The sequence below is a fragment of the Marinobacter sp. SS21 genome, from assembly GCF_028369065.1.
GTDB lineage: Bacteria > Pseudomonadota > Gammaproteobacteria > Pseudomonadales > Oleiphilaceae > Marinobacter.
Genome location: NZ_JAQNDA010000004.1, coordinates 1 through 24,416, shown reverse-complemented (window position 1 = coordinate 24,416; position 24,416 = coordinate 1). Strand labels below are relative to the sequence as shown.

Sequence of the window (24,416 nt, the reverse complement as noted above, 5' to 3'; positions counted from 1 at the left end):
CCCCGGCAACGCGCCAAGATCCGGGCGAAGCCAGCGTCCGCTGAATTCAACGCAATAAAAAAGGCAGCCTGGGCTGCCTTTTTTGTGAACGGGTGCCTGTAGCTTACAGGGCGACCACGTTCTCCGCCTGAGGACCTTTCTGGCCCTGGGTCACGGTGAACTCAACCTGCTGGCCTTCGGCCAGGGTCTTGAAACCGGAGCCCTGAATAGCGCTGTAGTGAACGAAAACGTCCGGGCCATCTTCACGAGTGATAAAACCGAAGCCCTTGGTTTCATTGAAGAATTTAACGGTACCGGTAGTTGTAGACATACTTACACTTCCTGAAATCAATCTTGGGGTTGTCATCGCAGCCACTGCGACTGACGTTAACGGAAAAACTTAACTCGCGGAATCAAAAACAGGACGATGCACTACAACCTACGGTGGGATACGTCTTATTCATGAAATGCTTTGCCAATCTTTCCTTCACTGAGAACTCTACTCTTAGTTCAGCGACTTGCCAAGAGCATTTTCGATCGATAGGTGAAGATACCGATCAATTTCAACCACGTACTAGACTAAAGGTGTAGACCCCCAGGGCAACCATGATCAGCGAGCCCAACAGATGGGCCAAACAGCCCAGAACCGCCATCAGCCACTTGCCATCCTGGATGGCCGCGAACATTTCCAGAGAGAAGGTGGAGAAGGTCGTCAGCGCACCACACAGCCCGGTGATGGCAAACAGTCGCCATTCCGGTGCCAGCGTCGTACCGTGACTGAAGTAGCTGATCAGCAACCCCACCAACCAGCCACCGGCCAGGTTAGCCACCAGGGTCCCCGGCGGCAGCACGTGGTATTCGCTGTTGAGCCAAAGCCCCAGCGCCCAGCGCAGATTCGCCCCGATCACCGCGCCGCCACTGACGGCAAGAATCGACCACCACATACCTTGCGTTTGTCTCCACTGGGGGCCGGCGGAGCGGGCGGCCACAGCCGTTAGCCCCGCCCGACGGTTGGGATCAAGCGGCGTTGTGCTCGATCACCGTTTCCTTGTTGTGAGCGAAAGCGTCGAACGGGAAGTCGTCAACACTGAGCAGCTCCAGCACTTCGGCCTCGTAACGTCGCATGAACTCGGCGTCCTGCTCGCTGATGAGTTCCGCCTGCAGCGCCGCCTCCACCCGTTGTTCCGGGTGCAGCGCCTCCATCGGTAGCTGCCCCTTGGCATAGGCCTTGGTCACCTTGCGGTAGAGGTCCTCGGCATGGGGATAATCCGCTAACAGGGCATTGTAGCGAGCCACCGGGTTGGCATTGCCCAGCTCCCCTGGCGTGGTCCAGGCACCGGCCAGCAGCCGGCTGCGCAAGGGGCTGTCGGTGGAGATGGCGCGGGCCAGGGCCCGGGTGGTGTCGTCATGGGGCTTGTCCCAACGCTGCCCCAGCGGCATGGTGATGCCCCGCAAGGCGACGGCCACCGGCCGGTTGGGCAGGTTCTGGAGAAACTCCTCCAGGGCCGCCTCGGTCCGGTGCAGCAACAGCCGCAGGCTGTACTGCATGATCTCCTTCTCGCCCTCTGCCGGCTGCGCTTCGTACCAGTGCTTGAGCACCATCGACGCCAGATACAGGTTGGACAGCATATCGCCCAAGCGGGCGGAGATCAGCTCGCGCATCTTGAGTTCGGCACCCAGGGTGGTCATGGCGGCATCGGCACACAGGCCAAAGGCGGCACTGAACCGAGCCACGCCTTGGGCGTAGCGCCGCGAAGCGCTGTCAAAGGGCACTTCCGGCCGCCCCAACCCCAGCGCCTGGGTGAAGGCGCGGGCTGCGTTGCCGAAAATCAGCCCGGCGTGACCGAAAAAGGCCCGGTCGAAGGCCGCGATGTCGTCGTTGTCCTTGGCCGCCAGCTCATCCAGCACATAGGGGTGGCAGCGGATGGCGCCCTGGCCGAAGATCATCAGGCTGCGGGTCATGATGTTGGCGCCCTCCACCGTGATGGAAACGGCGGTGCCGGCGAAGCTGATACCCAGGTAGTTGCGGGGCCCCAGGGTAACCGCCTTGCCGCCGTGGACATCCATGGCGTCAGTCAGCACGTTCCGCTGGTACTCGGTCAGGTGGTACTTCAGGATCGCCGACGGCACCGAGGGCTTCTCGCCCCGGTCCACCATGTTCGCGGTCTGATTCACCGCGGCCTGGGCGATGTAGGCATGGGCGGCGATGCGCGCCAGCGGTTCCTGCACCCCCTCCATCTCCGCCACCGGGGTATTGAACTGGCGACGCACCCGGGTGAAACCACCGGCGGTACCCACCGCGTAAGCCGCCGCTCCGGCAGCGCCGGACGGCAGGGTAATGCAACGGCCAACGGACAGGCATTCCACCAGCATCCGCCAGCCCTGGCCAGCCATGTCCTGGCCGCCAATGATGTACTCCAGCGGGATGAACACGTCCTTGCCCTTGATCGGCCCGTTGAGGAACGGACTGCCAATGGGGCAATGGCGGCGACCGATGTCCATGCCCTTGGTGTCACGGGGAATCAGCGCGCAGGTGATGCCGTAATCCCTGGTATCCCCCAGCAGGCCGTCGGGATCGAACATGCGGAAGGCCAACCCCACCACCGTGGCCACCGGTGCCAGGGTGATCCAGCGCTTGTCGAAATTCAGCTTGAGGCCAAGCACCTCCTTGCCCTCGAACGTGCCCTTGCAGACGATGCCGGTATCGGGAATGGAGGTGGCGTCAGAACCGGCGCGCGGCCCGGTCAGGCCGAAACAGGGAATCTCGCGACCATCCGCCAGCCGTGGCAGGTAATGCTGCTTCTGCTCCTCGGTGCCGTACTTGAGCAACAGCTCGCCCGGCCCGAGGGAGTTGGGTACACCCACGGTCACCATCAGGGACTCGTTGGGGGCCAGCTTCTGCAAGACCGCGGTCTGAGCCTTGGCGGAGAATCCCAGGCCACCGTATTCCTTGGGAATGATCATGCCGAAGAACTTTTCCCGTTTCAGAAACGCCCACAGCTCCGGCGGCAGATCGGCCCGGTCGACCGCGACATCCCAGGCATTGCACATGGCGATGGCGGTGGTGCACTGCTGATCGACGAAGGCCTGTTCCTCGTCTGTCAGTCCGGTATTGCGATTGATCAGCAGGTTGTGCCAGTCCGGGCGACCGCTGAACAGTTCGCCGTCCCAGCCCACCGTACCGGCCTCCAGGGCGGTGCGTTCGGTTTCGGAAACCTTCGGCGCCACCTTCTTGAACAGATCGAAAATCCGCGGCGTCAGCCAACTCTGGCGGAAGCCCGGCAGGCCGCAGGCCGCAGTCGCGGCAGCGGTTGCGAACAGCACCAGCGCCAGGGTAGCGGAGGCGAACAGCAGCGAGGCCACGCCGATCACCACCAGCAGGGTAATGGCGGGCCTGGCCCCGGATTCATTACGCATGACCACCAAAACGCCAGCGACAGCAATTAGAGACAGGATTAACGTCATCATAGCCACTCATCCTTAGGGAGCCGTTGAATGTTTCCTGAAGACTGCACGGGAAGCACGCCGCCAGTCGCGGCGGTAAGCCTCCACTCTCCAGTTACCTGGAACTGCTTTTCTGACAACGCTCAGCGAGCCTTGAACTCATCCTAGATGGTTACTCGCCAGGCCGTTGCCGTCAACTCACGAGGTGACAATCACCCGAATGCCTTCCAATGCCAGCGAAGCCCGCCCCACGGCCTGCTCGCTGGCGGCCAGTTGCGCTTCGAAGAAATCGATTTCCTCGGCACGGATGGCGGGGTTGGTCCGCTGCAACGCCCTGAGGCGATCGATTTCCGGATTGAAGAACGCCCGCACCCGCGCCAACGCAGCGTCACGCAAGGGCTCAAGCTGGTTATCGGCCAGGGTCTCGGCGTGATCCACCATGGTTTCCACTTCGGCACGGATCTTGGGCACCACCGCCTGGGCAGTGCGGCGACGGATGTTGGAACACAGGTCGTTGAGCCGCTCATGGGGTAACGCCGCCGACAAATCCCGCCCCGAGACATCCACCAGCAATCGCAGCGGCGACAACGGCAAATAGCGGGACAACTGCAAGGCCTGCGGGGCCGGGCAGTGCACGGTGAACAGCGCCTCCAGCATCAGGGTGCCGGGTGGCAGCCCCTTGACCGAGAGGCTGGCCAACGCCGCCTTGCCGAGATCGGTGCTGGTGACCGACTCCATCACGCCGGTCACCAGCGGGTGTTCCCAGCTCATGAAGGCCATGTCTTCGCGCTCCAAAGCCTGTTGCCGGTCCCAGGTCACGGTCAGGCCATCCTCCGGCAGGTCCGGCACATGACCGGTGTGGCGCTGTTCGCTGGGCCGCAGCACGTCGGCGTGCTCGGAGTGGTCCTCCACATCGACACCGAGGATGTCGCAGGCCTCCATCATGAATTCCCGCACCGGCGCTTCCGCCTCTTCCGCCTCGATCGCCGCAATCAACGCCTGCGCCTGGTCACGGCGGCAGGAATTGAGCTCGATCAGCGCATCGCGACCGTTCTGCAGCAGCGCCCGGAGCCGGTCGGCTTCGTCCCGGGTGCGGGCGATCAGCGCGTCGCGGTCCCCTTCTCCGTCCAGTACCGCCTGCCACTCCTCAGCCAGCTTATCCTTCACCGCAACACCGACCGCACAGCTTTGTGCAAACGCATTGAGACCTTCATGGAACCAGCGGTACTGCTGTTCCTGGGCGCCACCCGCCAGATAAGGCAGGTGGATATGGATGGTTTCGGTCTGGCCGATACGATCGAGGCGGCCGATCCGCTGTTCCAGCAGATCCGGGTTCACCGGCAGATCGAACAGGATCAGGTGGTGGGCGAACTGGAAGTTGCGCCCCTCACTGCCGATCTCCGAACAGATCAGCGCCTGTGCGCCCTGCTCGCTCTCCGCGAAATAGGCCGCCGCCCGGTCCCGTTCCACCAGGCTCAGGTGTTCGTGAAACGCCGCGCTGCGGATACCGGCCCGCAGCTGGAGATGGTATTCCAGGGCCATGGCGGTTTCGGCGTGGGCGCAGATCACCACCACCTTCTCCCGTTTGAGCGAGGTCAGGGTCTGCTCCAGCCAGGCCACCCGGGGGTCGGCGGCAAGCCAGTCTTCAGCCGCCAAGCCACACTCGGGGGTAAGCCCCACGCATCCCTGGAGGCGATCACGATAGAGTTCCGGGCACGGCAGCTCGACCGGCTCCGGCCGCCGCTCGGGAAAGCCCTGAATGGCGGCCCGGGTATTGCGGAACAGCACCCGGCCGGTCCCGTGACGGTCGAGCAGGGCATCAACAATGGTGATCACCGGATCCTCGGCCTGCAACATGGTGTCCAGCTCAGCCCCCAACCAGGTCCGCAGCACCGCCTGCTCGACGTCACCGGGAGCACCCGGCTGAGCCAACAGGGTCCGAACCACCTGATTGATCCGCTCGTAATCCTGTTCCTGCTGGCGAAACGCCTCCAGGTCGTGAAAACGGGCCGGGTCCAGCAGCCGCAGGCGGGCAAAATGACTGGCCACACCCACCTGCTCCGGGGTGGCGGTCAGCAGCAGCAGGCCGCGGGTCAGCTCTGCCAGACGTTCGATCACCTGGTATTCGGCACTCGCCCCGTCCGGGCTCCAGGCCAGATGGTGGGCCTCGTCCACCACCAGCAGATCCCAGCCGGCGGCTTCGGCATCGGTTTGCGCGGTCCGGTTTCGGGTCAGAAAATCCAGGCTACACAGCACCAGCTGTTCGGCCTCGAACGGATTCCCCCGCTCTTCCAGCACCGGATCGTCACCGTCATAGTCGGCGCTGTAGTGGTTATGATCGACAATGGCGAAGCGCAGGTTGAAACGCCTCAGCATTTCCACCAGCCACTGGTGCACCAGGGAATCGGGCACCACAAGCAGCACCCGGCGTGCCCTTTCGCTGTGCAGCTGGTAGTGCAGGATCAGCCCCGCCTCAATGGTTTTGCCCAGCCCCACTTCGTCGGCCAGCAGTACCCGTGGCGCGAATCGGCGCGCCACTTCGTGGGCGATGTGAATCTGATGCGGCAGGTGCTGGGTACGGGCACCGATCAGGCCCTGGGCCGGCGACGACCTCAGCCGTTCGAGATGCTGCATCGCCGCCACTCGCAGGCGAAAGGCACCGTTGCGGTCGAACTGGCCGGCAAACAGCCGTTGCTGGGGGGCAGAGAAGTTCACCGAACTGCTGAGCTTGACCTCTGAAAGCTGCTGCAACTCGCCGTTGCCGTCATCGGCGTGGTACAACACGACCCCGCCCAGATCTTCCACCGCCCGCACCGTAAAGCGTTCGCCGTCGAAGGTCTCAATATGTTCGCCAATCTGAAACACCACCCGCGCCAGGGGGGCGTTGTCGATGGCGTAGGTACGCTCTTCATCTGCCGCCGGAAACCCCAGGGTGACCCGACGACCGGAAACATCAGTGACGATCCCAAGGCCCAGGCCGGTATCGCTATGACTGACCCAGCGCTGTCCTATGACAAAATCTGACGTATCCAAAAAACCTCCGAAATTATTGCGTTAACGGTAAGCGGGATTCTCGCACCCAGAAGGCGGTGGCGCCGCAGACGGCTGCGGGCACCACGAACAGGTTAAGCACCGGCACCATCGCCGCGAGGGCCACCGGCAAGCCAAAGCCCAACGCCGACAGCCGGCGTTGGGCCAGCTGTTGCCGCAGCAGCGGGAAACTCACCCGGTTGTTGTCCGCCGGGTAGTCGACGTACTGCAGCGCCATCATCCAACAGTTGAACAGGAACCACAGTAGCGCCGCCACCAGGTTGACGACCGGGATCAGGCCGAGAATGAACAGGCCGAGCGCCCGCGGCAGGTAGTACATGATTTTTTGCACCTCCCGCCACAGGGCGTGGGGAATGTCCTTGATGAGCTGGCTCCAGCCGCCGTCCACGCCCAAGTCTTCCCCGGTCAGCAGTTTCTCGGTCAGCTCAGCCAGATAACCGTAGAACGGCGAGCCGATCAGATTGGCGACGATCACAAAACCGTAGGCCAGCATCAGCAGGATCACCGCGCCGTACAGAATCCAGAACAGCCAGTCCAGGCTCTGCAGCCAGGCCCAATCCGGCAACCAGCCCATGGCAGTGGCAATCAGCATGGCAAAGAATTCGGCGAGCAGGTAAAAAAGCAGGGCAAACAAAAGAATATTGAGGCACAGGGGAATGATGACGAACAGCCGCAGGCCCGGCTGCCGGATCAGCCGGAACCCCTCCGCCAGATAACCCAGGCCGTGGAAAAAGTTGCCTTTGAACATGGTGTCAGGTGCTCCGCTGGTGATTGCCGCAGTGACAGTAACGGGGCGCAAAGCATATCATGATACGCCTGAGCCAACAGCCTGAACGCCTATGAAAACCATGATGTTGCCGCTGGCAAAGCTGATCGACCAACCGCGCTTCTGGCGTTTCGCGTTGGCCCTGTCGGTGGTCGCCATCCTGTATCTCGCCACCACCAGCTCGCCCTACCCGCTGCCGGCCACCCCGAGTGACAAGCTCAATCATCTGCTGGCGTTTCTCGAACTGACCTTGCTGGCGCGTCTGGGCTGGCCCGGGGCCCGTCGGCTACCGGTGGTGATTGCCCTGGCCAGCTACGGCGTTGCCATCGAACTGATCCAGAGCCAGCTCGACCACCGGGAATTTTCCGGCGCGGATATGCTGGCGGATGGCGTCGGGATCCTGCTGGGCCTGATGCTGTGGCCGCTGTTGCGGCGCTGGCAGGCCCTCGCAGCCGGCAGCCCCGACCAGTGCGACAATCACCAGCGCCAGTGTGCGAGATCTCTCACAAAGCGGTGAGATTTTTCGTCAAAGTTGCGTGCGCAGGCCGAGCACTTCGCCAGCAAACCATTTTAATCAACTGATTTTTATACCCTTTATCAACGCCCTCTGCAATCCGGCCGATATAACTACGACACTGTCACAAAATCATCACGGTCGGATTGCTATAGTGGACTCGTCAAGGATGACAGGGAAAAGGACGCCGCTGGGAAGCACCTCTGCAACGGGATGCGGAGAGAAGCAGGGAGATACGGACGCCGAGCTTAAGGGATAAATTCGGATCGCTGGCTAGGACGCCGGCGCCACGGAGCTGGCATCAGGACAACATAACGCGACAGGATAGTCGCATGTGCGCAGGGAAGCGACGACCTGTTCCGACACAAGGGCAACCCCAAGGGGTTGCCCTTTTTTTGGTTCATCGCCTTCCGCCGCGAGCTTCCAACACCACCAACAGGCTGGATAGCCTGGCAGGCTGCCGCTGAGCGACGCGAACCGCATCACCGCCGAGGCGTCACAACCACAGAGCACCCCGTACCGGCAATGAGAACGCAGCGGTTCGGCGCTGCGCCCGACGTTGGCGGGCTCATCCGGCCAGCACACGCGCCAACTTGCTGATCAGCCGTCCCACCTCTGGCGGCTGGACCCATTGGCTGGCCGGCGTCGCCGCCAGCCACTCGCGTGCCCGATCGGCCGCAATCCAGTTGTCGCCATCCAGCACCTGGTGCACCTCCACCCCGTAGACAGCAACGTCGCAGTCCGCGCCCCACTTTTCGCGGCGGAAATAGCCCAGGCAGGGCAGGTTGACCTCACCGACCACGCCGCCCTGGACTCGGGCCTGGCGGCAGGCGGTGGCCATTTCGCTGCACCCCGGCTCGACCTTGCCTTGGGGAAGCCGCCAGCGCTCGCCCTTGCGGCAGCCGGTCAGCAGTACCTCCAGGCGGCCATCTTGAAACCGGTAGGGAATGGCGGCGGCCTGGTGATAGTAGTAGGCGGGTCGCGGCCGCCATTCCTGGCGCTCGCCGGCGTGGGGAAACGGGAACCGGTGCGCCAGCGCGCTGGCGCGAACCAGCGCCACCAGCTCGCCGCGCCCCTTCGGAAGGGCCCGCCAGCTGGCACCGGGAAGGCTCAGCTGAGCCAGGGTGGCGGTGGCGAGTAGCTTGCCGTCAGCCGGCACCGTGGGTGCCGTGCTGGCCAGCTCACGCAACAGCGTTTCCAAACCGGGATTGTGCCCCACCAGCAACACCCGTCGACACTCATCCGGCACCCGCGCCAGCACCCGCAGCAGGGCATCAGCATCGGCAAGGTACAGCTCCCTGTCGATCTGAATTCCTCTGCCCGGGTTCCCCAGGACCTTGCAACACAGCTCGGCGGTTTGCCGGGCACGATCCGCCGGCGAGCAGAGGATCAAGTCGGGCCATAACTCGGCCTGTTGCAGCCAGGCGCCAATTCGCTGCGCGCCTTGCCGCCCGCGCTTTTTCAACGGCCGCTCGATATCCGACAGCGGGTGACGCCAATCAGACTTGCCATGCCGAAGCAGCAACAGTTCCCGAAAGTCCCCCTTCATCCCGGCAGATTTCCCTCAGGCAAACGCGGGATCACGGAAGCACCCCAGATAGGTCGGCGAGGATGGCTGGCCGCGATAGCTGGCCATTGCGGACGCCAGGTAGGGTTCTGCCAGGGCATGGCGATCCAGGTCGCAAATCCGTATCCAGCAGACATCGAGTTGATGAAGGTCAGGCCGACAGCCATTGCGGGGCTCATAGCCCGGCGGTACGTCACAAAGAAACACCATTTCGATGACGTGGCGATTGGTGGAGCGACTGCGGAAGTAATCCGCCACCCACAGCAAATCCCGCAGCCACACTTCGGTGTCGATCTCTTCCAGACATTCCCTGGCCACGGTCTGCTCCAGGGTCTCGCCGGTGTACTGGCCGCCCCCCGGCAAGGTGTAGTACTCCCCCTGGTCCGGGCTGCATTTACGCAGTAACAGCACGGAGCCGTCTCGAACAATCAAGGCCCTGGCGGTATTGCGGATATCCGGGTGCAGCTGTGTCATATAGGGTCCGACGGCCTCCTTCACAGAGGTCTTATAAAGCATGAATGTGCGCACACACGTTGGGTGGTGCTTACACTAAATCGAATCTTCTTACACTAAGATGTCAGCGACGCCGACGCCAGCTTCATTAACCAGCGTGATAGATCCTGACGCGGTTGAATTCCTCAAATTCATTCAGGTCCGGCCAGGTCCTCCCTTCGATGACGGCTTGGCGGGCATAGGCCTCATCCCCCAACACCTTCACCCGCGAATCCGCCAGCAGCACCGACGGCGCCGCGGCCCGGAACTCCGCCAGAAAATGCCGGTTGTCTGGATCGTAGAGCACATCCGCCGCGGTGATGACATCCAGCTCCGAGGGCCGCCGATACCAGTCCTCGCACCGCTGCAACGTGACACCGTTGAGTGCGGCATTGGCCTGGGCGGCATCCAGGGCCGCGGTATCCAGGTCGCAGGCAATGACTTCCCGGGCCCCGGCCAGGGCCGCCGCAATGGCCACCACCCCGGAGCCGCTGCCGAAATCCAGCACCCGCTTGCCGGCCACCCGTTCCGGGTGATCCAGAATCCAGGCCGCCAGCACCTGACCGCTGGCCCAGCAGAAGGACCAGTAGGCTGGCTCATCCACCACCGCCTGGGCCTCATCGTGACTCAGTGGCCCTTCGAGGACCTCAGGATCAAACAGATACAGGCTAATGGCCGGGCAACCGCCCGGACGGGTTTCTGCCACCCGACCGTGGGGGAGCGTTTGCTGGAGGTAGCGATTGAGCTGCTGCGGCGACATGACGGGCCCTGGCTGCGGTACAAATTGGCCATTCTAAACCGCCGCCCTCCCGGAGGCACCCATTTTGGCTTACCACGGCCGGGGTTCGGTATACTGCACGCCTGTTTTCGACAACGAGTGCGTGGCGATGGCCAGAGCGGATACCGACAACTACCTGGAGCTGTTCCTCAACGACATTCCTTTGATGGATGTACGGGCGCCGGTGGAATACCAACGCGGCAGCTTCCCCAACAGCTGCAACGCCCCCCTGATGAACGACGACGAGCGCCACCGGGTGGGCATCTGCTACAAGGCCAAGGGCCAGCAGCAAGCCATCGAACTGGGGCACCAGTTGGTGGCCGGGGACATCAAGGCCGAGCGCATCGCCGCTTGGAAGCGGTTCACCCTGCAGCACCCCGACGGCTACCTGTACTGCTTTCGCGGCGGCCTGCGCTCACGGCTGACCCAGCAATGGCTGCGAGACGCCGGCATTGACTACCCCCTGGTCACCGGCGGCTACAAGGCCCTGCGCCGGTTCCTGATCGACCAACTGGAAGACCTGGTCCAGCGCACCGAATTCCGTATCCTCAGCGGTCGCACCGGCACCGGCAAGACCCGGGTGCTGCACCGGCTGCCCAACCCGGTGGATCTGGAGGCACTGGCCAACCATCGCGGCTCCAGCTTTGGCCGCCAGGTCACCCCGCAGCCATCTCAAATCGATTTCGAGAATGCCCTGGCGGTGGCCATGCTCAAGGCCAGCCATCAACACGGCGGCCCGCTGTATCTGGAAGACGAAAGCCGCCTGATCGGCCGCTGCGCCCTGCCCGAGGCCTTCCGCGAACGCATGGCGACGGCCCAACTGATGATTCTGGAACGTCCGCTGGCGCAGCGGATTGCCATCATCCGCGAGGACTATGTCGAGACCATGCTGGCACAGTACCGGGACCGCGACGGCCAACAGGCCGGCTGGGCGAACTTCGAGGACTATCTGCTGAGCGCGTTGGATCGCATCCGCAAGCGGCTGGGAGGCGAGCGCCACCAGCAGTTGCGCAAAACCATGGAGACCGCCCTGCAGCAACAGCAGGCGTACGGCGACCCCAGCGGCCACGACGCCTGGATCGAGGCACTGCTGACCGACTACTACGACCCCATGTACGACTACCAACTGAGCCAGAAGGAAGGCCGGGTGGTGGTGCGGGGCAGCGCCGACGACCTTGTGGCCTGGAGCCGGGGATAATCGCCAATCAGGATAAATAGACCTTGGATCAAGGCATTATCGGCCTTTAACGTGTCACCTTAACTACATGGCAAGTCCCCTTCTCTGCTATAACCTAGGGAGCCTTACCCGTGACAGGAATCAACAACCAACAATCAAGGAGCCTTATATGGACGATCTGTTCGGCGCGAATGGAAAAGCGTCTGAGTTAATGGACCAAGCCCTGGCCATGATCATGGCCTACGCGCCCAAGGTGGTGCTGGCACTGGTCACGCTGTTGATCGGGCTGTGGCTGATCAAACGCCTGGTGGGCGTGCTTGAAACCCGGCTGACCGCCAAGGACCCCACCCTCAGCAAGTTCCTCTGTGGGCTGATCAGCGTCACACTGAAAATCCTGCTGCTGATCTCGGTGGCCTCGATGGTGGGCATTGCCACCACCTCGTTCATTGCCGTTATGGGTGCCGCCGGTCTGGCGGTCGGCTTGGCGCTGCAGGGCAGCCTGGCGAACTTTGCCGGCGGCGTGCTGATCCTGATCTTCAAACCGTTCCGGGTTGGCGATGTGATCGAGGCCCAGGGCTATCTGGGCACCGTGGTCGAGATCCAGATCCTCTACACCATTCTCAACACCTTCGATAACCGCCGTATCGTGATCCCCAACGGCAACCTGTCCAATGCCAGCCTGATCAACCTCAGCGCCTACGACACCCGTCGCTGCGACATGAGCTTCGGCATTGGCTACGGCGACGACATCGGCAAGGCCAAAGCCATCATCCAGCGGCTGATCGACGCCGACCCGCGTGCCCTGAAGGACCCCGAAGCGATGGTGGTGGTGGGCGGCCTGGGCGAAAGCTCGGTGGACTTCACCGTTCGGGTCTGGCTGAAGGCTTCCGACTACTGGCCGTTCTACTTCGACATGCAGGAGAGCGTCAAGGTCGCCTTCGACGCCGAAGGTATCTCCATCCCGTTCCCGCAGCGCGACGTGCACCTGTACAAGGCCGACTAACGCCGACCGGCCGGGTCGCGTCCTGCGTTCCGGCCAGTTCCAGCGCCCCGCGGCTATCCTCTCGTTGCCCTCCAGTCACCGTCTCGCCACCCTTTGATCACCCCCTCAGCCCCCGCCTCATCACCTTCTCACCACCTTCTCACCACCCCCTCGCGACCACCTTGTTACACCTTTGTTACCAACTATTTCCGCTTGGGAGGTATTTCGCAATTCCGCGTTAAAACCCCTCGCATTCCTGTCAGGCTCAGCTAAGCTGACCGGTAAGGAAGTTGGCCCCTTGGGCCAAAGTCCTGGCGCACGGGCAGACGTCCCCCGGGACGCAGGCCGGTAAGCTGTCATTGCTGGTAGGAGGTTGTCACTATGCCGGTACAGCAGTTGAAGAACTTTCTCGATCAGGCCGATGTCGAATACATGTGCCTGCCCCACCCTCCCGCGTTTACTGCCCAGGAGCTGGCCCATCACGTTCAGATCGCCGGTGATCGAGTGGTCAAGACCGTCATCATCGAACTCGATGGCAAAATGGCCATGCTGGTGATGCCCGCCACCTGGCGGATACGCTGGGACCGGCTGAGCAACGTACTCGACACCGACTTTGTCGACCTCGCCGATGAACGGGAATTCCAGGACCGCTTCCCGGACTGCGAGGTGGGCGCCATGCCCCCCTTCGGCCACCTGTTCGACATGTCCGTCTACTGCTGCGAAGCCCTCACCGACCAGCCAGAACTGGCCTTTGCCGCCGGCAGTCACACCGAATCGATTCACATGAAAACCGCCGACTTCCTGAACCTGGTACACCCGGTGGTGATCGACCAGGGCTTCACCAAGCCCGGCACCCAGAAACCTTCCTGGCTCAAGAAGAGCCGAAAACCTCGCCAGCTCGGCACGGGCAACCGCACCACCGGCATGGCCGGATACTGAGTCCGCAGGCCGATTTCGACAACCGGGCACGCTTGTCTGAATCGCTCCATCGCGTAAACTGGGGCCCTCAGGAGACGGGGTGAAAGCGTCCGTGCTTTCGCACCCTCTCTTCCGACAGGAAGCCCTTGTATGACACAGTCCTATGACATCCTGGTGGTCGGTGCCGGCATGGTGGGCGCCGCCCTCGCCTGCGGCCTGGCCCAAACTGGCTACCGCGTTGCGCTGATCGACCGGGTAGATGCCGACCGCTTCGACCCTGGCGCCACGCCAGACCTGCGGGTGTCCGCGCTCAGCGTCGGCAGCGAGCGTTACCTGCGCCAGCTGGGCGCCTGGGCGGGCATCGCCGCTATGCGCATGACCCCTTATCGCCGTCTGGCCGTGTGGGACGCCACCCCCCATCCCATGCAACGGCTGCTACCCCAGGCCCGGACCGAGTTTGACGCCAGCGGGCTCGACACCAGCCATCTTGGCCACATCGTGGAGAACCGGGTCACCCAACACGCGCTATGGCAACTCGCGCAAGACCAGGACAACATCACCTTGCTGGTCGGCCAGGGCATCGCCAGCTTACAGTCGCAGCCAGACCGGGCCACCATCACCCTGAGCGACGGCAGCGAGCTGCACGGCCAGCTGGTGATCGGCGCCGACGGCGCCCAGTCGCGGGTCCGCACCCTGGCCGGCATCGGCACCACGCGGGATCAGTACGCGCAACAGGCGCTGGTGGCGTCGGTGCGCTATCGGGGCCCGGTGACCGACATCACCTGGCAGGCGTTCCACCCCAGCGGCCCCCGCGCCTTCCTGCCGCTGCATGCCGCCGGGTCCCATCCCGGTGAAAGCTGGGCGTCGCTGGTGTGGTACGACCATCCGGATACCCTGGCCGGCCTCAAGGCGCTGGCCCCCGAGGAATTCCTGGCCACCGTGCAAGACGCCTTTCCCGGCGACCTGCCACCATTGACCCACGTCGATGGCCGCGCCAGTTTCCCCATCGCCCGCCAGCACGCCAACCACTACCAGCAGGACCGGGTGGTACTGGTGGGGGACGCCGCCCACACGCTCAATCCGCTGGCCGGCCAGGGCGTCAACCTGGGCTTCCAGGACGCCGACTGCCTGCAACAGCTGCTGCAGGAATGCCGGCGCGCCGGACTCGACCCGGCGACACCGCACTGGCTTGAACGCTATGAACGCCTGCGCCGACCCGCCAATCGTCGCATGATGCTGGCCATGGACCTGTTCTACCATCTGTTCAGCAACCGGATTCCGCCGCTTCACCTGGCCCGCAACCTCGGGCTCGGCCTGGCCCAGGCAATGCCGTTCGCCAAAAATCGGGTGGCGCGGTACGCTATGGGGATCGAGGACACGCTGCCGCCCCTGGTGCAGACCCTGGCCAACCGGCTACCCGGTTTCGGGCCGCGCTAATCGGCGCCAGTCGGCCACTCACCACTCGCAAGGATACCCGCCATGTCAGAGACTCTGTTCAGCAAGATCATCAACCGCGAGATCCCCGCCGACATCGTGTACGAGGACGATCTCAGCCTGGCCTTCCGCGACATCAACCCCCAGGCCCCGGTACACCTGCTGCTGATTCCCAAGAAAGCCATTGCCACCATCAACGACCTGGGGCCGGACGACCGCGAACTGGTGGGGCACCTCTTTGTCGTCGCGGCCAAGCTGGCCAAGGAGATGGGCTTCGACGACGACGGCTACCGCACGGTGATGAACTGTGGCGCCAATGCCGGCCAAACCGTGTTTCACCTGCACCTGCACCTGCTCGCCGGCAAGCCCTTCGGCTGGCCGCCCTACACCGACCGCATGAAGCAGGCGTAAGTCCGGCGCCGCACAGCCGGCGGCCCGCCGGGGACAGGCTTCACACCGATTGCCAGTCCAGGGAAACGGCCACAAAAAAACCGGTCGGCAAGCGCCAGACCGGTTTTTTTTGTGGCTTTGGCACAGCCCGGATGCAATCAGCGCCGGGTGTGACCAACCACCCGCTCCGCCTCTTCCATGGAGGTGTGGCGGACGTCCTCGCCCTTGACCATGAAGATGACGTTTTCCGCCAGGTTGCAAGCGTGGTCGCCGACTCGCTCCAGCGCCCGCAGCACCCACATCACCGACATGCAGCGGGAGATGTTGCGGGTGTCTTCCATCATGAAGGTCAGCAGGCTGCGGGTAGCGGCCTGATACTCCTCATCGACCCGCTTGTCCTCTTTCATCACCAGCAGGGCCTGCTCGGAATCGAGACGGGCGAAGGCGTCGAGGGCATCGTGCAACATGCCGGCAACATGGTTACCGATGTGACGCACCTCCACGTAGCCCCGAGGTGCCTTACCCTCTTCCGCCAGACCGATGGCGAACTTGGCGATCTTCTTGGCTTCGTCACCGACCCGCTCCAGGTCCGCCACCATCTTGATCACCGACACCACCAGGCGCAGGTCGCGGGCGGTCGGCTGGCGACGGGCGATCACCCGGGTGGCTTCCTCGTCGATGTCCACTTCCATCTGATCGACTGCCTTGTCCCGGCCTCGAACTTCGTCGGCCAGCTGGCTGTCGCTCTCGACCAGGGCCTGAACGGCATCGTTCAGTTGCTGTTCAACCAGCCCCCCCATTTTCAGGAATTCGGTCTTGAGCTCCGCCAGTTCCTCGTTGAACTGATGGGAAATGTGATCACCGTATACGTCGTCCTTCTTATGCGGCATAAGTCTTGTTCTCCTTTATGCTGTCAACGGGCGCGGTTAACCGAAACGTCCGGTGATGTAAGATTCCGTCAATTCGTGCTCGGGCGTGGTGAACACCTTGTTGGTCTCGTTCACTTCCACCAGGTGGCCGAGATGGAAATAGGCGGTACGATCCGACACCCGCGCCGCCTGCTGCATGGAATGGGTCACGATGATGATGGTGTAGCTTTCCGACAGCTCGGCAATCAGCTCTTCCACGCGCGCGGTCGCGATCGGGTCCAACGCCGAACAGGGTTCGTCCATCAGCACCACCTCCGGGCTGACGGCGATGGTACGGGCGATGCACAGGCGCTGCTGCTGGCCGCCAGACATGCCGGTAGCGGGGGCATCCAGGCGGTCTTTCACCTCGTTCCACAGCCCCGCCTTACGCAGGCTGTTCTCGACGATGTCGTCCAGCTCGGACTTACGATTGGCCAGACCGTGAATGCGCGGGCCATAGGCGACGTTGTCGTAGATCGACTTGGGGAACGGGTTGGGCTTCTGGAACACCATACCCACTCGCGCCCGCAGCTCCACCACGTCACGCTTGGGGTCGTACAGGTCCTGGCCGTCCAGCTCCAGCTGCCCCTTGACCCGGCAGATGTCGATGCTGTCGTTCATCCGGTTGAGGCAACGGAGGAAGGTGGACTTGCCGCATCCGGACGGACCGATAAAGGCAATGACCTCATTCTTGGCGATGTCCAGGCTGATGCCCTTGATGGCCGGGCTGTCGCCGTAGTAGACCTCGACGTCGCGCAGGGAAAACTTGGGCTTGTCGGAAAACGGTGTACCCACGGTCTTGCCGTATTCGATGACGCTCTCCGCCGGCTGCTCCCGGGCATCCACGGGCACTGGCTCCGCGGTATCCCGTTGGACGTTTTCGTTACTGAGACTCGGGTTCATGCTGTTCATGGGATTCTCCTCACCACCGGCGTTCGAGACGTTTGCGGAGCCAGATGGCCAATGCATTCATACTGATCAGAAAGGCCAGCAGCACCATAATGGCCGCTGACGCGCGTTCAATAAAGCCCAGTTCCGGGCTGCCCGCCCACAGGAAGATCTGGACCGGCAACACCGTGGCCGAGTCGAAAAACCCACTCGGCACGTCCACAATAAAGGCCACCATACCAATCAACAGCAACGGCGCGGTTTCGCCCAGGGCCTGCGCCATGCCAATGATCGAGCCGGTGAGCATACCCGGCAACGCCAGTGGCAGCACATGGTGCAGCACCACCTGCATCTTGGACGCACCAATGCCCTCGGCGGCCTCGCGAATGGACGGCGGCACACTCTTAATGGCGGCCCGGCTGGAAATGATGATGGTGGGCAGGGTCATCAGCATCAGCACCAGGCCACCGACCACCGGCACCGAACGGGGCATACCGAACAGGTTGATGAAGATCGCCAGGCCCAGCAGGCCGAAGATGATTGACGGTACCGCCGCCAAGTTGTTGATGTTGACCTCGATAAAGTCGGTGAAACGGTTCTGGGGCGCGAATTCCTCCAGATAGATGGCCGCCGCCACCCCGATCGGGAAGGACAGGAACAGGGTCACCATCATGGTCAGCAGCGAACCGACCATCGCCCCCAACACCCCGGCGTTACCCGGCTCGCGACTGTCGCCATGGCTGAAGAACACGTCGTTAAAGGAGGTCTCGATCACACTGCGCTCCAGCAGCGATAAGGTCCACTGCTGCTGTTGCTCGGACAGCTTGATGGAGTAGCTGGTATCACCCCGGTGCTTGACGAACACATCCACGTCATCGCTGGCCAGAAAGGTCATTTTCCGGGTTGTGCCCATCACCGATGGGTCCGCTTCCACCGCGTCCCTCAGGTCGCTGGCCGCGTAGCTGCTGAGCAGCCCTTTCAGCGCCCGCTCCTGCTGACGGCCCGAAACCTCCGGCAGCTGCCGTTTGAGCGCGGCCATCAGCGGGGCGAGGTAATCGGCGTTGCGCAAGGCGACGGCATCGGTCGGGTCGTCCAGATACATCAGTTCCGAATCGAACGTCACCTCCAGGGTTACCGTGGTTTTCAGGAAACCGGTGTAGCCCTTGCCGATGATGTCGGCGAACAGCACCACCAGCGCGAACAAAGCTACGGCGATGGCTGCGATGCCATACGCACGGAAGCGCATTTCCTTGCGGTAACGGCGCTTGAGCGATTGGCGGACCCGTTCCGCCTGAGACCCGGAAGGGGTCTGGGAGATTGGCTTAGTCATACTGTTCCCGATATTTCCGAACCACATGAAGGGCGATGATGTTCAGCGCCAGGGTCACGATGAACAACATCATGCCGAGGGCGAAGGCGGCCAGCGTCTTGGCGCTGTCGAATTCCTGGTCACCGACCAGCAGTGTCACAATCTGGACCGTCACCGTGGTCACCGCATCCAGTGGATTGGCGGTGAGATTGGCCGCCAGCCCTGCAGCCATCACCACAATCATGGTTTCGCCAATGGCGCGGGACACCGCCAGCAGGATGCCGCCCATAATACCCGGCAACGCCGCCGGGAAGATGACCTTCTTCATGGTCTCGGACTGGGTGGCGCCCAGGGCCAGGGAACCGTCCCGGAGCGACTGCGGAACCGCATTGATCACGTCGTCCGACAACGACGACACGAACGGGATGATCATGATGCCCATCACCAGGCCCGCCGCCAAAGCGCTCTCGGCCGAGGCCTCCAGCCCCAGCACCTTGGCCAGATCGCTGATAAACGGCGCCACGGTGAGGGCGGCAAAAAAGCCGTACACTACCGTCGGCACCCCCGCCAGCATTTCCAGCAGCGGCTTGACGATGCCTCGCATGCGCTTGCTGGCATACTCCGACAGGTAGATGGCGGACAGCAGACCCACCGGCACCGCCACCACCATGGCAATCACCGAAATCAGCAGGGTGCCGACAAACAGCGGGATCATGCCGAAGGCACCCTCGGCTCCGACCTGGTCGGCCCGAATGGCGGTTTGCGGACTCCAGCTGCTGCCAAACAGGAATTCGGTAATGGGCACCTTGCCAAAGAAACGGATGGTCTCGAAGATCACCGAGAACACGATGCCCACGGTGGTCAAAATGGCCACCGCGGCGCAGGCAAAAAAGATCCGCCGCAGGGTGGTCTCAAACTTTTCCCGGGCGTTGATGTGGGGCGCAATGCGCAACCAGGCCAGGAAACCGCCCAGCACCGCGATGGCCACCACCAGCAGGGTCATCAGCAGCTGACTGCTTTGGCGCAATTCGGTCAGCCGCGTCGCCGCCTCAGCCACCGCCGGCGGCACGAAATCCGCCGACAACGCGCCCGAGGCCACGTTACTGATCTGCGACAGCACCAGACTGGCCTTGCCGGCGGAATCCGGCTGCAGCTCCGGGGGCAGGCCGCCCACCACCAGGGTCTGGATTACCTTGCCTTCGAAGCCGAGCCAGCAGGCCAGCACCACCAGCGCCGGCAGGCCACACCACATGGCCGCCCGGGCGGCGTAATAGAAAGGCAGGGATTTCAGGTTCCGGATGCCGCCCAGTGGGGCCGCCAGGGCCCTCGACCGCGCATAGCCCAAGGCAAACGCGATGGCGACCAGAACCACGATCAGTGGGAATAGATTGGCCGGTTGCATGGTTTCTCTCTAGTTTCTAGCTATCTGTTTCTGGCTATTTCTAGCGGCGCCTGGCACTCAGCTGACGCTGAGGACGGACGCAAGCCCTCGAATGAAAGTCGAAAGTGTAGCTTGATCGCCCACTATTCTCAGGCCTTTTGTTACAGACGCAAAAAAGCACGGGACCGGGTCCCGCACTTTTCAGTCATCCTGACCTGCACAGACGCTTACAGCTCGTCGCCGGTCATGATTTCCAGGGCGCCGGCGTGGCGAGAAGCCTCCATCCGCGTGGCACGATCCAGCGGGATCAGGCCAACATCGGCCAGGTAGCCGTTATCACCCCAGGCACCTTCGCTGGCGAACTCGGACACGTACTCCTGGATACCCGGAACCACTCCCACATGGGCCTTCTTGACGTAGAACCACAGCGAACGGGCCACTGGGTACTGGTCGCTGCTGATGTTGTCCATGGTCGGCTCGAAACCGTTGACGGTCGCCGCCTGCAGGGTACCGGAGTTCTCTTCCAGGAAGCTGTAGCCGAAGATACCGTAGGCATTGGTGTCGGCGGTCAGCTTCTGTACGATCAGGTTGTCGTTCTCACCGGCTTCCACGAAGGCACCGTCTTCACGGATGCTGTGGCAAATCGACTTGTAGGCGGACTTGTCTTCACTCTTGATCGCCTTGATCCAGGAGTAGGTCTTGCAACCGCCTTCCAGGGCCAGCTCGTTAAAGGCATCGCGGGTACCGGAAGTCGGTGGCGGCCCCATCACACGAATCGGCTTGTTGGGCAGGCTGGCGTCGATGTCACTCCAGTTCTGGTAGGGGTTGGCAACCAGTTCCTCGCTGCCGTCCGGGTTCGGCACTTCCTTGGCCAGCGCCAGGAACAGGTGGCGCAGGGTCACGTCCAGATTCTCGGCTTCGCGTGAGCTGGCCAGCACGATGCCGTCGCTGCCGATTTTCACTTCGACGATCTCATCCACGCCGTTGCTCTGGCACAGCTCATACTCGCTGGACTTCATGCGGCGGGAGGCGTTGGTGATGTCCGGGTGCTGAGTACCGATGCCGGCACAGAACAGCTTCAGACCGCCGCCGGAACCGGTGGATTCCAGCTTCGGCGTCGGGAAGCTGGTGTTGCGACCGAAACGCTCTGCCACCACGGTTGCGAACGGATAAACGGTGGAAGAACCAACAATGTTGATGGTGTCACGAGCCAGGGTCGGGGCAGATACGGTAGCCAGGGCACCGGCAACGGCAACACTGGCGAGAGCTGCTTTCAGTTTAATCACGTTACGTCTCCATCATTCACATGAGCTTGTTGAGCTGCTTTTAGCGTGCTGATCGAGCCAGATCCCGTCCGGTTGCACCCCGAAACGCCAAACCTTGACCCGCAGACAAAACGGCACGTTTGAGCCGATGGTTGGAGAATACGCAGCCTGTGTGACAGCTTTGTTACAGAAACTGAAATAATGAAATATAGGACACCCTCTGGGTAGTCACACTTTTTTCTTGCTACCCGGGCAGCGGCCATTAACATGCAATCAAGAACAACCGGGCAGCCCGGCAACAACATTAAAAAATCAGAGGCCTAACTCCATGAGCAATCTCGACGACGACAAACCAGTTCCCAGAGGCGAGCTGACGCTGCAGGTCGTGCCCCTGCCCGCCGACACCAACGCCAACGGCGACGTCTACGCCGGCTGGCTGGTCAAGCAAATGGACCTGGCCGCCGCCACCGTGGCCGGGCGGATCTCCCTGGGCCGCAACGCCACCGTGGCCATCGACCGGATGGAGTTTCTGGCGCCGCTGCGGGTAGGCTCCCAGGTGAGCTGCTACTGCGAGCTGCAAGACATTGGCCGCAGCTCCATGAAGATACAGGTGGAAGTGTGGACCCTGGACCGCAACGCCAAGCGCCAGCGCAAGGTCACCGAAGCGCTGTTCGTCTACGTCGCCATCGACGAGCACGGCCGCATCCGGGAAGTGCCGGAGCAGTAGACGGCGCAACTGCGGCTCAGACTTGCGCCCTGACCGTCTTCAGCACCCGTGACGCATCCATAGCGAAGCGGAAGTTCTGGCATTCGGCGTATATCTTGGATTTCTGCTGTCTTAGGCCGCAACAAGCCTCTTAACGTTGAGCTCTTTGCGATGTTTCTCAGCATGCCAGAGCTCATACTGGGCCTGCTGATTCAGCCAGCTCTCTGCGGAGGTATCAAAAGCTATAGAGAGCCGGATCGCCATCTCGGGGTTGATACCGGCTTTGCCGTTTAACACGGCACTCAGAGTCTTGCGGCTAACGCCCAATGCCTCTGCTGCAGCGGTGACTGTAAGACCGAGTGGCTCAAGACAAAGCTCTCGCAATACTTCACCAGGGTGGGGAGGGTTGTGCATCAACATTGACAGTACCTCAGTGATAATCTTCGTAGTTCACAATCTCGGCATCTCCATCTTCGAATCGGAAGGTCACCCGCCAATTACCGCTGACGGTGACGGACCTGATGCCGACGCGATTACCGGAGAGCTCGTGCAATCGAAGGCCTGGCAAGTCCATGTCTTTGGCATCCGACGCTACATTTAATCTACCGAGAATAAGCCGAAGCCTTTTTTGCGTGAGCGGCCTGAATCCCTGCGGTGCTGCCGGACTTGAAAAATTTGGCTAAGCCCTTGTGTTTGAAGCTTCGTATCATCCCTTGAGCGCAACCCGGAACGTATCAGGTGTCAAAATGCCCAACGCCCGACTCACGCCCCAGCTTGGAGGTGCGAAGCTGCTGAAAATCGGTCGCTGTGCAGCCGATTGATGCGTTCTCCCCCAAGTGCTAGATTGTGTATAGAGGCAGACAACCATACACATAGGTGACACATGAGAACGAACATCGTCATTGACGACCAGTTGATGGCCGAAGCCCTCAAGGCCTCCGGCTACAAAACCAAAAAGGAGGCCGTTGAGCAAGGGCTGAAACTTCTGGTCCAGCTTAGCAAGCAGCAAGAGATTCGAAAGCTGCGAGGCAAAATCAAGTGGGAAGGCAACCTGGATGAAATGCGGAGCGCCGGATGATACTGGTGGATACCAGCGTCTGGATCGACTATTTCAATGGAGCCAATAACCCGCACACTGACTTGCTGGATGCCTCGATAGTCCAAGGGTCAGTCGCTATTGGCGACCTCATCTTTTTGGAAATCCTTCAAGGCATCCGCAACGACAGGCAATACCGTCAGACCAAACAAAGCCTACTGGCGCTGAATCAATATGAAATGTTAAACAAAGATATGGCGGTCAAATGCGCTGACAATTATCGCGCGCTTCGCAAAAGGGGCATCACGATCAGAAAAACTGCCGATGTGATTATCGCGACGTTCTGCATAGAAAAGGAGCTACCTCTGCTGTTCCTGGATCGCGACTTTATCCCTTTTGTTGATCACCTTGAGCTTGAGCCTGCTCTGAAAGAGGCATAACAGAAATTAGCTAGAGCGCTTCGCCATGGAATCATTTGAGCGCCATCATTTGCTCTCACAATAACCGGTATCCGTGGCTCTTCTCTTGGGCTACGAGAGCCGATGCGCGGCGTTGTTCGTGTGAATCGCCATAGGGGAATAGGTAATTGACCCCGGCAAGCCTCACACATTTCATGAGCCGGTTAATTATTATTTTCTACTCTAATAGCTGGATCGTATTCAGGCGGTCGTTAATGTGAACCTGACCCGATTGTTAACGCCCGCCAAGCCAGTACTGCAGACGTCGCCGGTCATGGGCAACAGCCAGAACTTGAAAGCCATCAGGCTTTTCTCGGTAAACGATCGATAGCGGAAATCTGTGAAGGGGGCGCTCTACGAATATCTGGCGACAACTCGACCTGCCAGGCTTTCGGTGACTCGCCAATTAAATTGGCAAGGGCCTCAAATTCCTCTATCAAGGCACCACCCAATCCCGGAACTTTTGACTCGTAATAACCAACTGATTCCAGGATCTCGGCTTCCGCTGCCGGGTGAAAAGAATAGTTCATTTGATCAGAGCTCGAGCCTTCCTCATAACATCCTCACCAGACACGGCCTGAACTGAGCCACTGTCGAGCTCTTCGCCCCTTCTTCGGGCCTCAAGTAGCCAATCTGACCTGAGCTCTTCTTCTGACGGAGACTCCAGGCTCAATACCAGTCGCTGGATCAACTTGGCCCGCTCCTCTTTCGGAAGGTGGAGCGCCAAGTCTTCAATTTTCTGGAGATTCATGCAAGAAACCTCTCGTTCCCTTGTCTCCCAGTTTTGACACGGATGGGTACCGGCTGCCACGACTCGGTTTTCCGCTTTAACGCGAAGCTTTGCGGCAATTTTGGAGGTCGAGTAGGCAATGGGAACCGCCCCCAAAGCCTCTCACAGAACCGTACGTGAACCTCTCGATTCATACGGCTCTTATTACCCAACCGCTACCTGTTATCCTGCCCAATGCGCAAA

General features: G+C 61.6%; 25 protein-coding genes and 1 pseudogene. 9 read left to right on the top strand and 17 right to left on the bottom strand.

Annotated elements, in window-relative coordinates:
* Window positions 1–103: 103 nt before the first annotated feature.
* From cspE to cysZ, 5 genes are all read right to left on the bottom strand, one after another.
* Entirely contained in the window at window positions 104–310 is a 207-nt protein-coding gene (cspE, locus tag N6L25_RS06575; RefSeq protein ID WP_227173699.1) for a transcription antiterminator/RNA stability regulator CspE, read from the bottom strand.
* Between the two features lie 232 nt (window positions 311–542).
* Window positions 543–923 (bottom strand): fluoride efflux transporter CrcB, encoded by a 381-nt coding sequence (crcB, locus tag N6L25_RS06570; protein ID WP_271978986.1) that lies wholly within the window; start codon window positions 921–923, stop codon window positions 543–545.
* Window positions 924–996: 73 nt separating this feature from the next.
* Complete coding sequence (locus N6L25_RS06565; protein WP_271979294.1) at window positions 997–3,444, bottom strand: acyl-CoA dehydrogenase; 2,448 nt, start codon at window positions 3,442–3,444, stop codon at window positions 997–999.
* Between the two features lie 177 nt (window positions 3,445–3,621).
* The gene (gene rapA, locus N6L25_RS06560) at window positions 3,622–6,456 is read right to left on the bottom strand and encodes an RNA polymerase-associated protein RapA (protein ID WP_271978985.1); all 2,835 of its coding nucleotides are present in this window, start codon (window positions 6,454–6,456) and stop codon (window positions 3,622–3,624) included.
* A 13-nt stretch (window positions 6,457–6,469) separates the two neighbouring features.
* Window positions 6,470–7,222 carry a sulfate transporter CysZ gene (gene cysZ / locus N6L25_RS06555; protein ID WP_271978984.1) on the bottom strand — a complete coding sequence of 251 codons (753 nt, stop codon included), beginning with the start codon at window positions 7,220–7,222 and terminating at the stop codon, window positions 6,470–6,472.
* Between the two features lie 91 nt (window positions 7,223–7,313).
* Here cysZ and N6L25_RS06550 point away from each other — a divergent pair, with 91 nt between their 5' ends.
* Window positions 7,314–7,757 carry a VanZ family protein gene (locus N6L25_RS06550; protein ID WP_271978983.1) on the top strand — a complete coding sequence of 148 codons (444 nt, stop codon included), beginning with the start codon at window positions 7,314–7,316 and terminating at the stop codon, window positions 7,755–7,757.
* A 565-nt stretch (window positions 7,758–8,322) separates the two neighbouring features.
* Here the strand turns inward: N6L25_RS06550 and N6L25_RS06545 are convergent.
* From N6L25_RS06545 to N6L25_RS06535, 3 genes are all read right to left on the bottom strand, one after another.
* Entirely contained in the window at window positions 8,323–9,303 is a 981-nt protein-coding gene (locus N6L25_RS06545; RefSeq protein WP_271978982.1) for a histidine phosphatase family protein, read from the bottom strand.
* A 15-nt stretch (window positions 9,304–9,318) separates the two neighbouring features.
* Window positions 9,319–9,795 carry an NUDIX domain-containing protein gene (locus N6L25_RS06540; RefSeq protein WP_271978981.1) on the bottom strand — a complete coding sequence of 159 codons (477 nt, stop codon included), beginning with the start codon at window positions 9,793–9,795 and terminating at the stop codon, window positions 9,319–9,321.
* Window positions 9,796–9,922: 127 nt separating this feature from the next.
* Window positions 9,923–10,573: a class I SAM-dependent methyltransferase gene (locus tag N6L25_RS06535; protein ID WP_271978980.1), complete on the bottom strand. Its 651-nt coding sequence runs from the start codon at window positions 10,571–10,573 to the stop codon at window positions 9,923–9,925.
* A 127-nt stretch (window positions 10,574–10,700) separates the two neighbouring features.
* Between N6L25_RS06535 and mnmH the strand changes: the two genes are divergently transcribed.
* From mnmH to N6L25_RS06510, 5 genes are all read left to right on the top strand, one after another.
* On the top strand, window positions 10,701–11,789 hold the full coding sequence (gene mnmH / locus N6L25_RS06530) for a tRNA 2-selenouridine(34) synthase MnmH (protein WP_271978979.1): 1,089 nt from the start codon (window positions 10,701–10,703) through the stop codon (window positions 11,787–11,789).
* 148 nt (window positions 11,790–11,937) lie between these two features.
* The gene (locus N6L25_RS06525; RefSeq protein ID WP_271978978.1) at window positions 11,938–12,771 is read left to right on the top strand and encodes a mechanosensitive ion channel family protein; all 834 of its coding nucleotides are present in this window, start codon (window positions 11,938–11,940) and stop codon (window positions 12,769–12,771) included.
* A gap of 360 nt (window positions 12,772–13,131) precedes the next feature.
* The gene (locus N6L25_RS06520) at window positions 13,132–13,689 is read left to right on the top strand and encodes an aminoacyl-tRNA deacylase (RefSeq protein WP_271978977.1); all 558 of its coding nucleotides are present in this window, start codon (window positions 13,132–13,134) and stop codon (window positions 13,687–13,689) included.
* Window positions 13,690–13,818: 129 nt separating this feature from the next.
* The gene (locus N6L25_RS06515; RefSeq protein ID WP_271978976.1) at window positions 13,819–15,105 is read left to right on the top strand and encodes an FAD-dependent monooxygenase; all 1,287 of its coding nucleotides are present in this window, start codon (window positions 13,819–13,821) and stop codon (window positions 15,103–15,105) included.
* Between the two features lie 42 nt (window positions 15,106–15,147).
* Window positions 15,148–15,513, top strand: coding sequence for a histidine triad nucleotide-binding protein (locus tag N6L25_RS06510; protein WP_271978975.1), 366 nt, complete (start codon window positions 15,148–15,150; stop codon window positions 15,511–15,513).
* A gap of 137 nt (window positions 15,514–15,650) precedes the next feature.
* On the opposite strand, the gene phoU is transcribed toward N6L25_RS06510, so the two are convergent.
* From phoU to N6L25_RS06485, 5 genes are all read right to left on the bottom strand, one after another.
* The gene (gene phoU / locus N6L25_RS06505) at window positions 15,651–16,382 is read right to left on the bottom strand and encodes a phosphate signaling complex protein PhoU (protein ID WP_271978974.1); all 732 of its coding nucleotides are present in this window, start codon (window positions 16,380–16,382) and stop codon (window positions 15,651–15,653) included.
* 36 nt (window positions 16,383–16,418) lie between these two features.
* Window positions 16,419–17,312 (bottom strand): phosphate ABC transporter ATP-binding protein PstB, encoded by an 894-nt coding sequence (pstB, locus tag N6L25_RS06500; protein WP_271978973.1) that lies wholly within the window; start codon window positions 17,310–17,312, stop codon window positions 16,419–16,421.
* 10 nt (window positions 17,313–17,322) lie between these two features.
* Window positions 17,323–18,618 carry a phosphate ABC transporter permease PstA gene (pstA, locus tag N6L25_RS06495; protein WP_271978972.1) on the bottom strand — a complete coding sequence of 432 codons (1,296 nt, stop codon included), beginning with the start codon at window positions 18,616–18,618 and terminating at the stop codon, window positions 17,323–17,325.
* Window positions 18,611–19,999 (bottom strand): phosphate ABC transporter permease subunit PstC, encoded by a 1,389-nt coding sequence (pstC, locus tag N6L25_RS06490; protein WP_271978971.1) that lies wholly within the window; start codon window positions 19,997–19,999, stop codon window positions 18,611–18,613. The genes pstA and pstC overlap by 8 nt, the downstream gene beginning before the upstream one ends.
* Window positions 20,000–20,205: 206 nt before the next feature.
* Entirely contained in the window at window positions 20,206–21,264 is a 1,059-nt protein-coding gene (locus N6L25_RS06485) for a substrate-binding domain-containing protein (protein ID WP_271978970.1), read from the bottom strand.
* Between the two features lie 307 nt (window positions 21,265–21,571).
* Between N6L25_RS06485 and N6L25_RS06480 the strand changes: the two genes are divergently transcribed.
* Window positions 21,572–21,970 carry an acyl-CoA thioesterase gene (locus N6L25_RS06480; RefSeq protein ID WP_271978969.1) on the top strand — a complete coding sequence of 133 codons (399 nt, stop codon included), beginning with the start codon at window positions 21,572–21,574 and terminating at the stop codon, window positions 21,968–21,970.
* 111 nt (window positions 21,971–22,081) lie between these two features.
* Here N6L25_RS06480 and N6L25_RS06475 read toward each other — a convergent pair whose 3' ends face one another.
* Together N6L25_RS06475 and N6L25_RS06470 are read right to left on the bottom strand one after the other, a co-directional pair.
* Window positions 22,082–22,369, bottom strand: a complete 288-nt coding sequence (locus tag N6L25_RS06475; protein WP_271978968.1) for a HigA family addiction module antitoxin — start codon at window positions 22,367–22,369, stop codon at window positions 22,082–22,084.
* Between the two features lie 10 nt (window positions 22,370–22,379).
* Window positions 22,380–22,659, bottom strand: a pseudogene (locus N6L25_RS06470) (type II toxin-antitoxin system RelE/ParE family toxin).
* A gap of 173 nt (window positions 22,660–22,832) precedes the next feature.
* Here N6L25_RS06470 and N6L25_RS06465 point away from each other — a divergent pair.
* Together N6L25_RS06465 and vapC are read left to right on the top strand one after the other, a co-directional pair.
* Window positions 22,833–23,027 (top strand): type II toxin-antitoxin system VapB family antitoxin, encoded by a 195-nt coding sequence (locus N6L25_RS06465; protein ID WP_271978967.1) that lies wholly within the window; start codon window positions 22,833–22,835, stop codon window positions 23,025–23,027.
* Window positions 23,024–23,425 carry a type II toxin-antitoxin system VapC family toxin gene (gene vapC / locus N6L25_RS06460; RefSeq protein ID WP_271978966.1) on the top strand — a complete coding sequence of 134 codons (402 nt, stop codon included), beginning with the start codon at window positions 23,024–23,026 and terminating at the stop codon, window positions 23,423–23,425. The genes N6L25_RS06465 and vapC overlap by 4 nt, the downstream gene beginning before the upstream one ends.
* A 320-nt stretch (window positions 23,426–23,745) precedes the next feature.
* Here the strand turns inward: vapC and N6L25_RS06455 are convergent, their stop codons facing one another.
* On the bottom strand, window positions 23,746–23,973 hold the full coding sequence (locus N6L25_RS06455; protein ID WP_271978965.1) for a hypothetical protein: 228 nt from the start codon (window positions 23,971–23,973) through the stop codon (window positions 23,746–23,748).
* The gene (locus N6L25_RS06450; RefSeq protein WP_271978963.1) at window positions 23,970–24,194 is read right to left on the bottom strand and encodes an addiction module protein; all 225 of its coding nucleotides are present in this window, start codon (window positions 24,192–24,194) and stop codon (window positions 23,970–23,972) included. Before N6L25_RS06450 ends, N6L25_RS06455 begins: the two co-directional genes overlap by 4 nt.
* Between the last annotated feature and the right edge of the window lie 222 nt (window positions 24,195–24,416).

Coding starts and splice junctions, on each gene's coding strand:
- N6L25_RS06465 (WP_271978967.1), top strand. CDS start 22,833: ATGAGAACGAACATCGTCATTGACGACCAGTTGATGGCCGAAGCCCTC.
- N6L25_RS06535 (WP_271978980.1), bottom strand. CDS start 10,573: ATGTCGCCGCAGCAGCTCAATCGCTACCTCCAGCAAACGCTCCCCCAC.
- cspE (WP_227173699.1), bottom strand. CDS start 310: ATGTCTACAACTACCGGTACCGTTAAATTCTTCAATGAAACCAAGGGC.
- N6L25_RS06515 (WP_271978976.1), top strand. CDS start 13,819: ATGACACAGTCCTATGACATCCTGGTGGTCGGTGCCGGCATGGTGGGC.
- N6L25_RS06550 (WP_271978983.1), top strand. CDS start 7,314: ATGAAAACCATGATGTTGCCGCTGGCAAAGCTGATCGACCAACCGCGC.
- N6L25_RS06540 (WP_271978981.1), bottom strand. CDS start 9,795: ATGACACAGCTGCACCCGGATATCCGCAATACCGCCAGGGCCTTGATT.
- cysZ (WP_271978984.1), bottom strand. CDS start 7,222: ATGTTCAAAGGCAACTTTTTCCACGGCCTGGGTTATCTGGCGGAGGGG.
- N6L25_RS06520 (WP_271978977.1), top strand. CDS start 13,132: ATGCCGGTACAGCAGTTGAAGAACTTTCTCGATCAGGCCGATGTCGAA.
- crcB (WP_271978986.1), bottom strand. CDS start 923: ATGTGGTGGTCGATTCTTGCCGTCAGTGGCGGCGCGGTGATCGGGGCG.
- vapC (WP_271978966.1), top strand. CDS start 23,024: ATGATACTGGTGGATACCAGCGTCTGGATCGACTATTTCAATGGAGCC.
- N6L25_RS06480 (WP_271978969.1), top strand. CDS start 21,572: ATGAGCAATCTCGACGACGACAAACCAGTTCCCAGAGGCGAGCTGACG.
- pstA (WP_271978972.1), bottom strand. CDS start 18,618: ATGACTAAGCCAATCTCCCAGACCCCTTCCGGGTCTCAGGCGGAACGG.
- N6L25_RS06525 (WP_271978978.1), top strand. CDS start 11,938: ATGGACGATCTGTTCGGCGCGAATGGAAAAGCGTCTGAGTTAATGGAC.
- N6L25_RS06475 (WP_271978968.1), bottom strand. CDS start 22,369: ATGTTGATGCACAACCCTCCCCACCCTGGTGAAGTATTGCGAGAGCTT.
- N6L25_RS06455 (WP_271978965.1), bottom strand. CDS start 23,973: ATGAACTATTCTTTTCACCCGGCAGCGGAAGCCGAGATCCTGGAATCA.
- N6L25_RS06510 (WP_271978975.1), top strand. CDS start 15,148: ATGTCAGAGACTCTGTTCAGCAAGATCATCAACCGCGAGATCCCCGCC.
- pstC (WP_271978971.1), bottom strand. CDS start 19,999: ATGCAACCGGCCAATCTATTCCCACTGATCGTGGTTCTGGTCGCCATC.
- N6L25_RS06565 (WP_271979294.1), bottom strand. CDS start 3,444: ATGACGTTAATCCTGTCTCTAATTGCTGTCGCTGGCGTTTTGGTGGTC.
- N6L25_RS06450 (WP_271978963.1), bottom strand. CDS start 24,194: ATGAATCTCCAGAAAATTGAAGACTTGGCGCTCCACCTTCCGAAAGAG.
- mnmH (WP_271978979.1), top strand. CDS start 10,701: ATGGCCAGAGCGGATACCGACAACTACCTGGAGCTGTTCCTCAACGAC.
- N6L25_RS06545 (WP_271978982.1), bottom strand. CDS start 9,303: ATGAAGGGGGACTTTCGGGAACTGTTGCTGCTTCGGCATGGCAAGTCT.
- phoU (WP_271978974.1), bottom strand. CDS start 16,382: ATGCCGCATAAGAAGGACGACGTATACGGTGATCACATTTCCCATCAG.
- pstB (WP_271978973.1), bottom strand. CDS start 17,312: ATGAACAGCATGAACCCGAGTCTCAGTAACGAAAACGTCCAACGGGAT.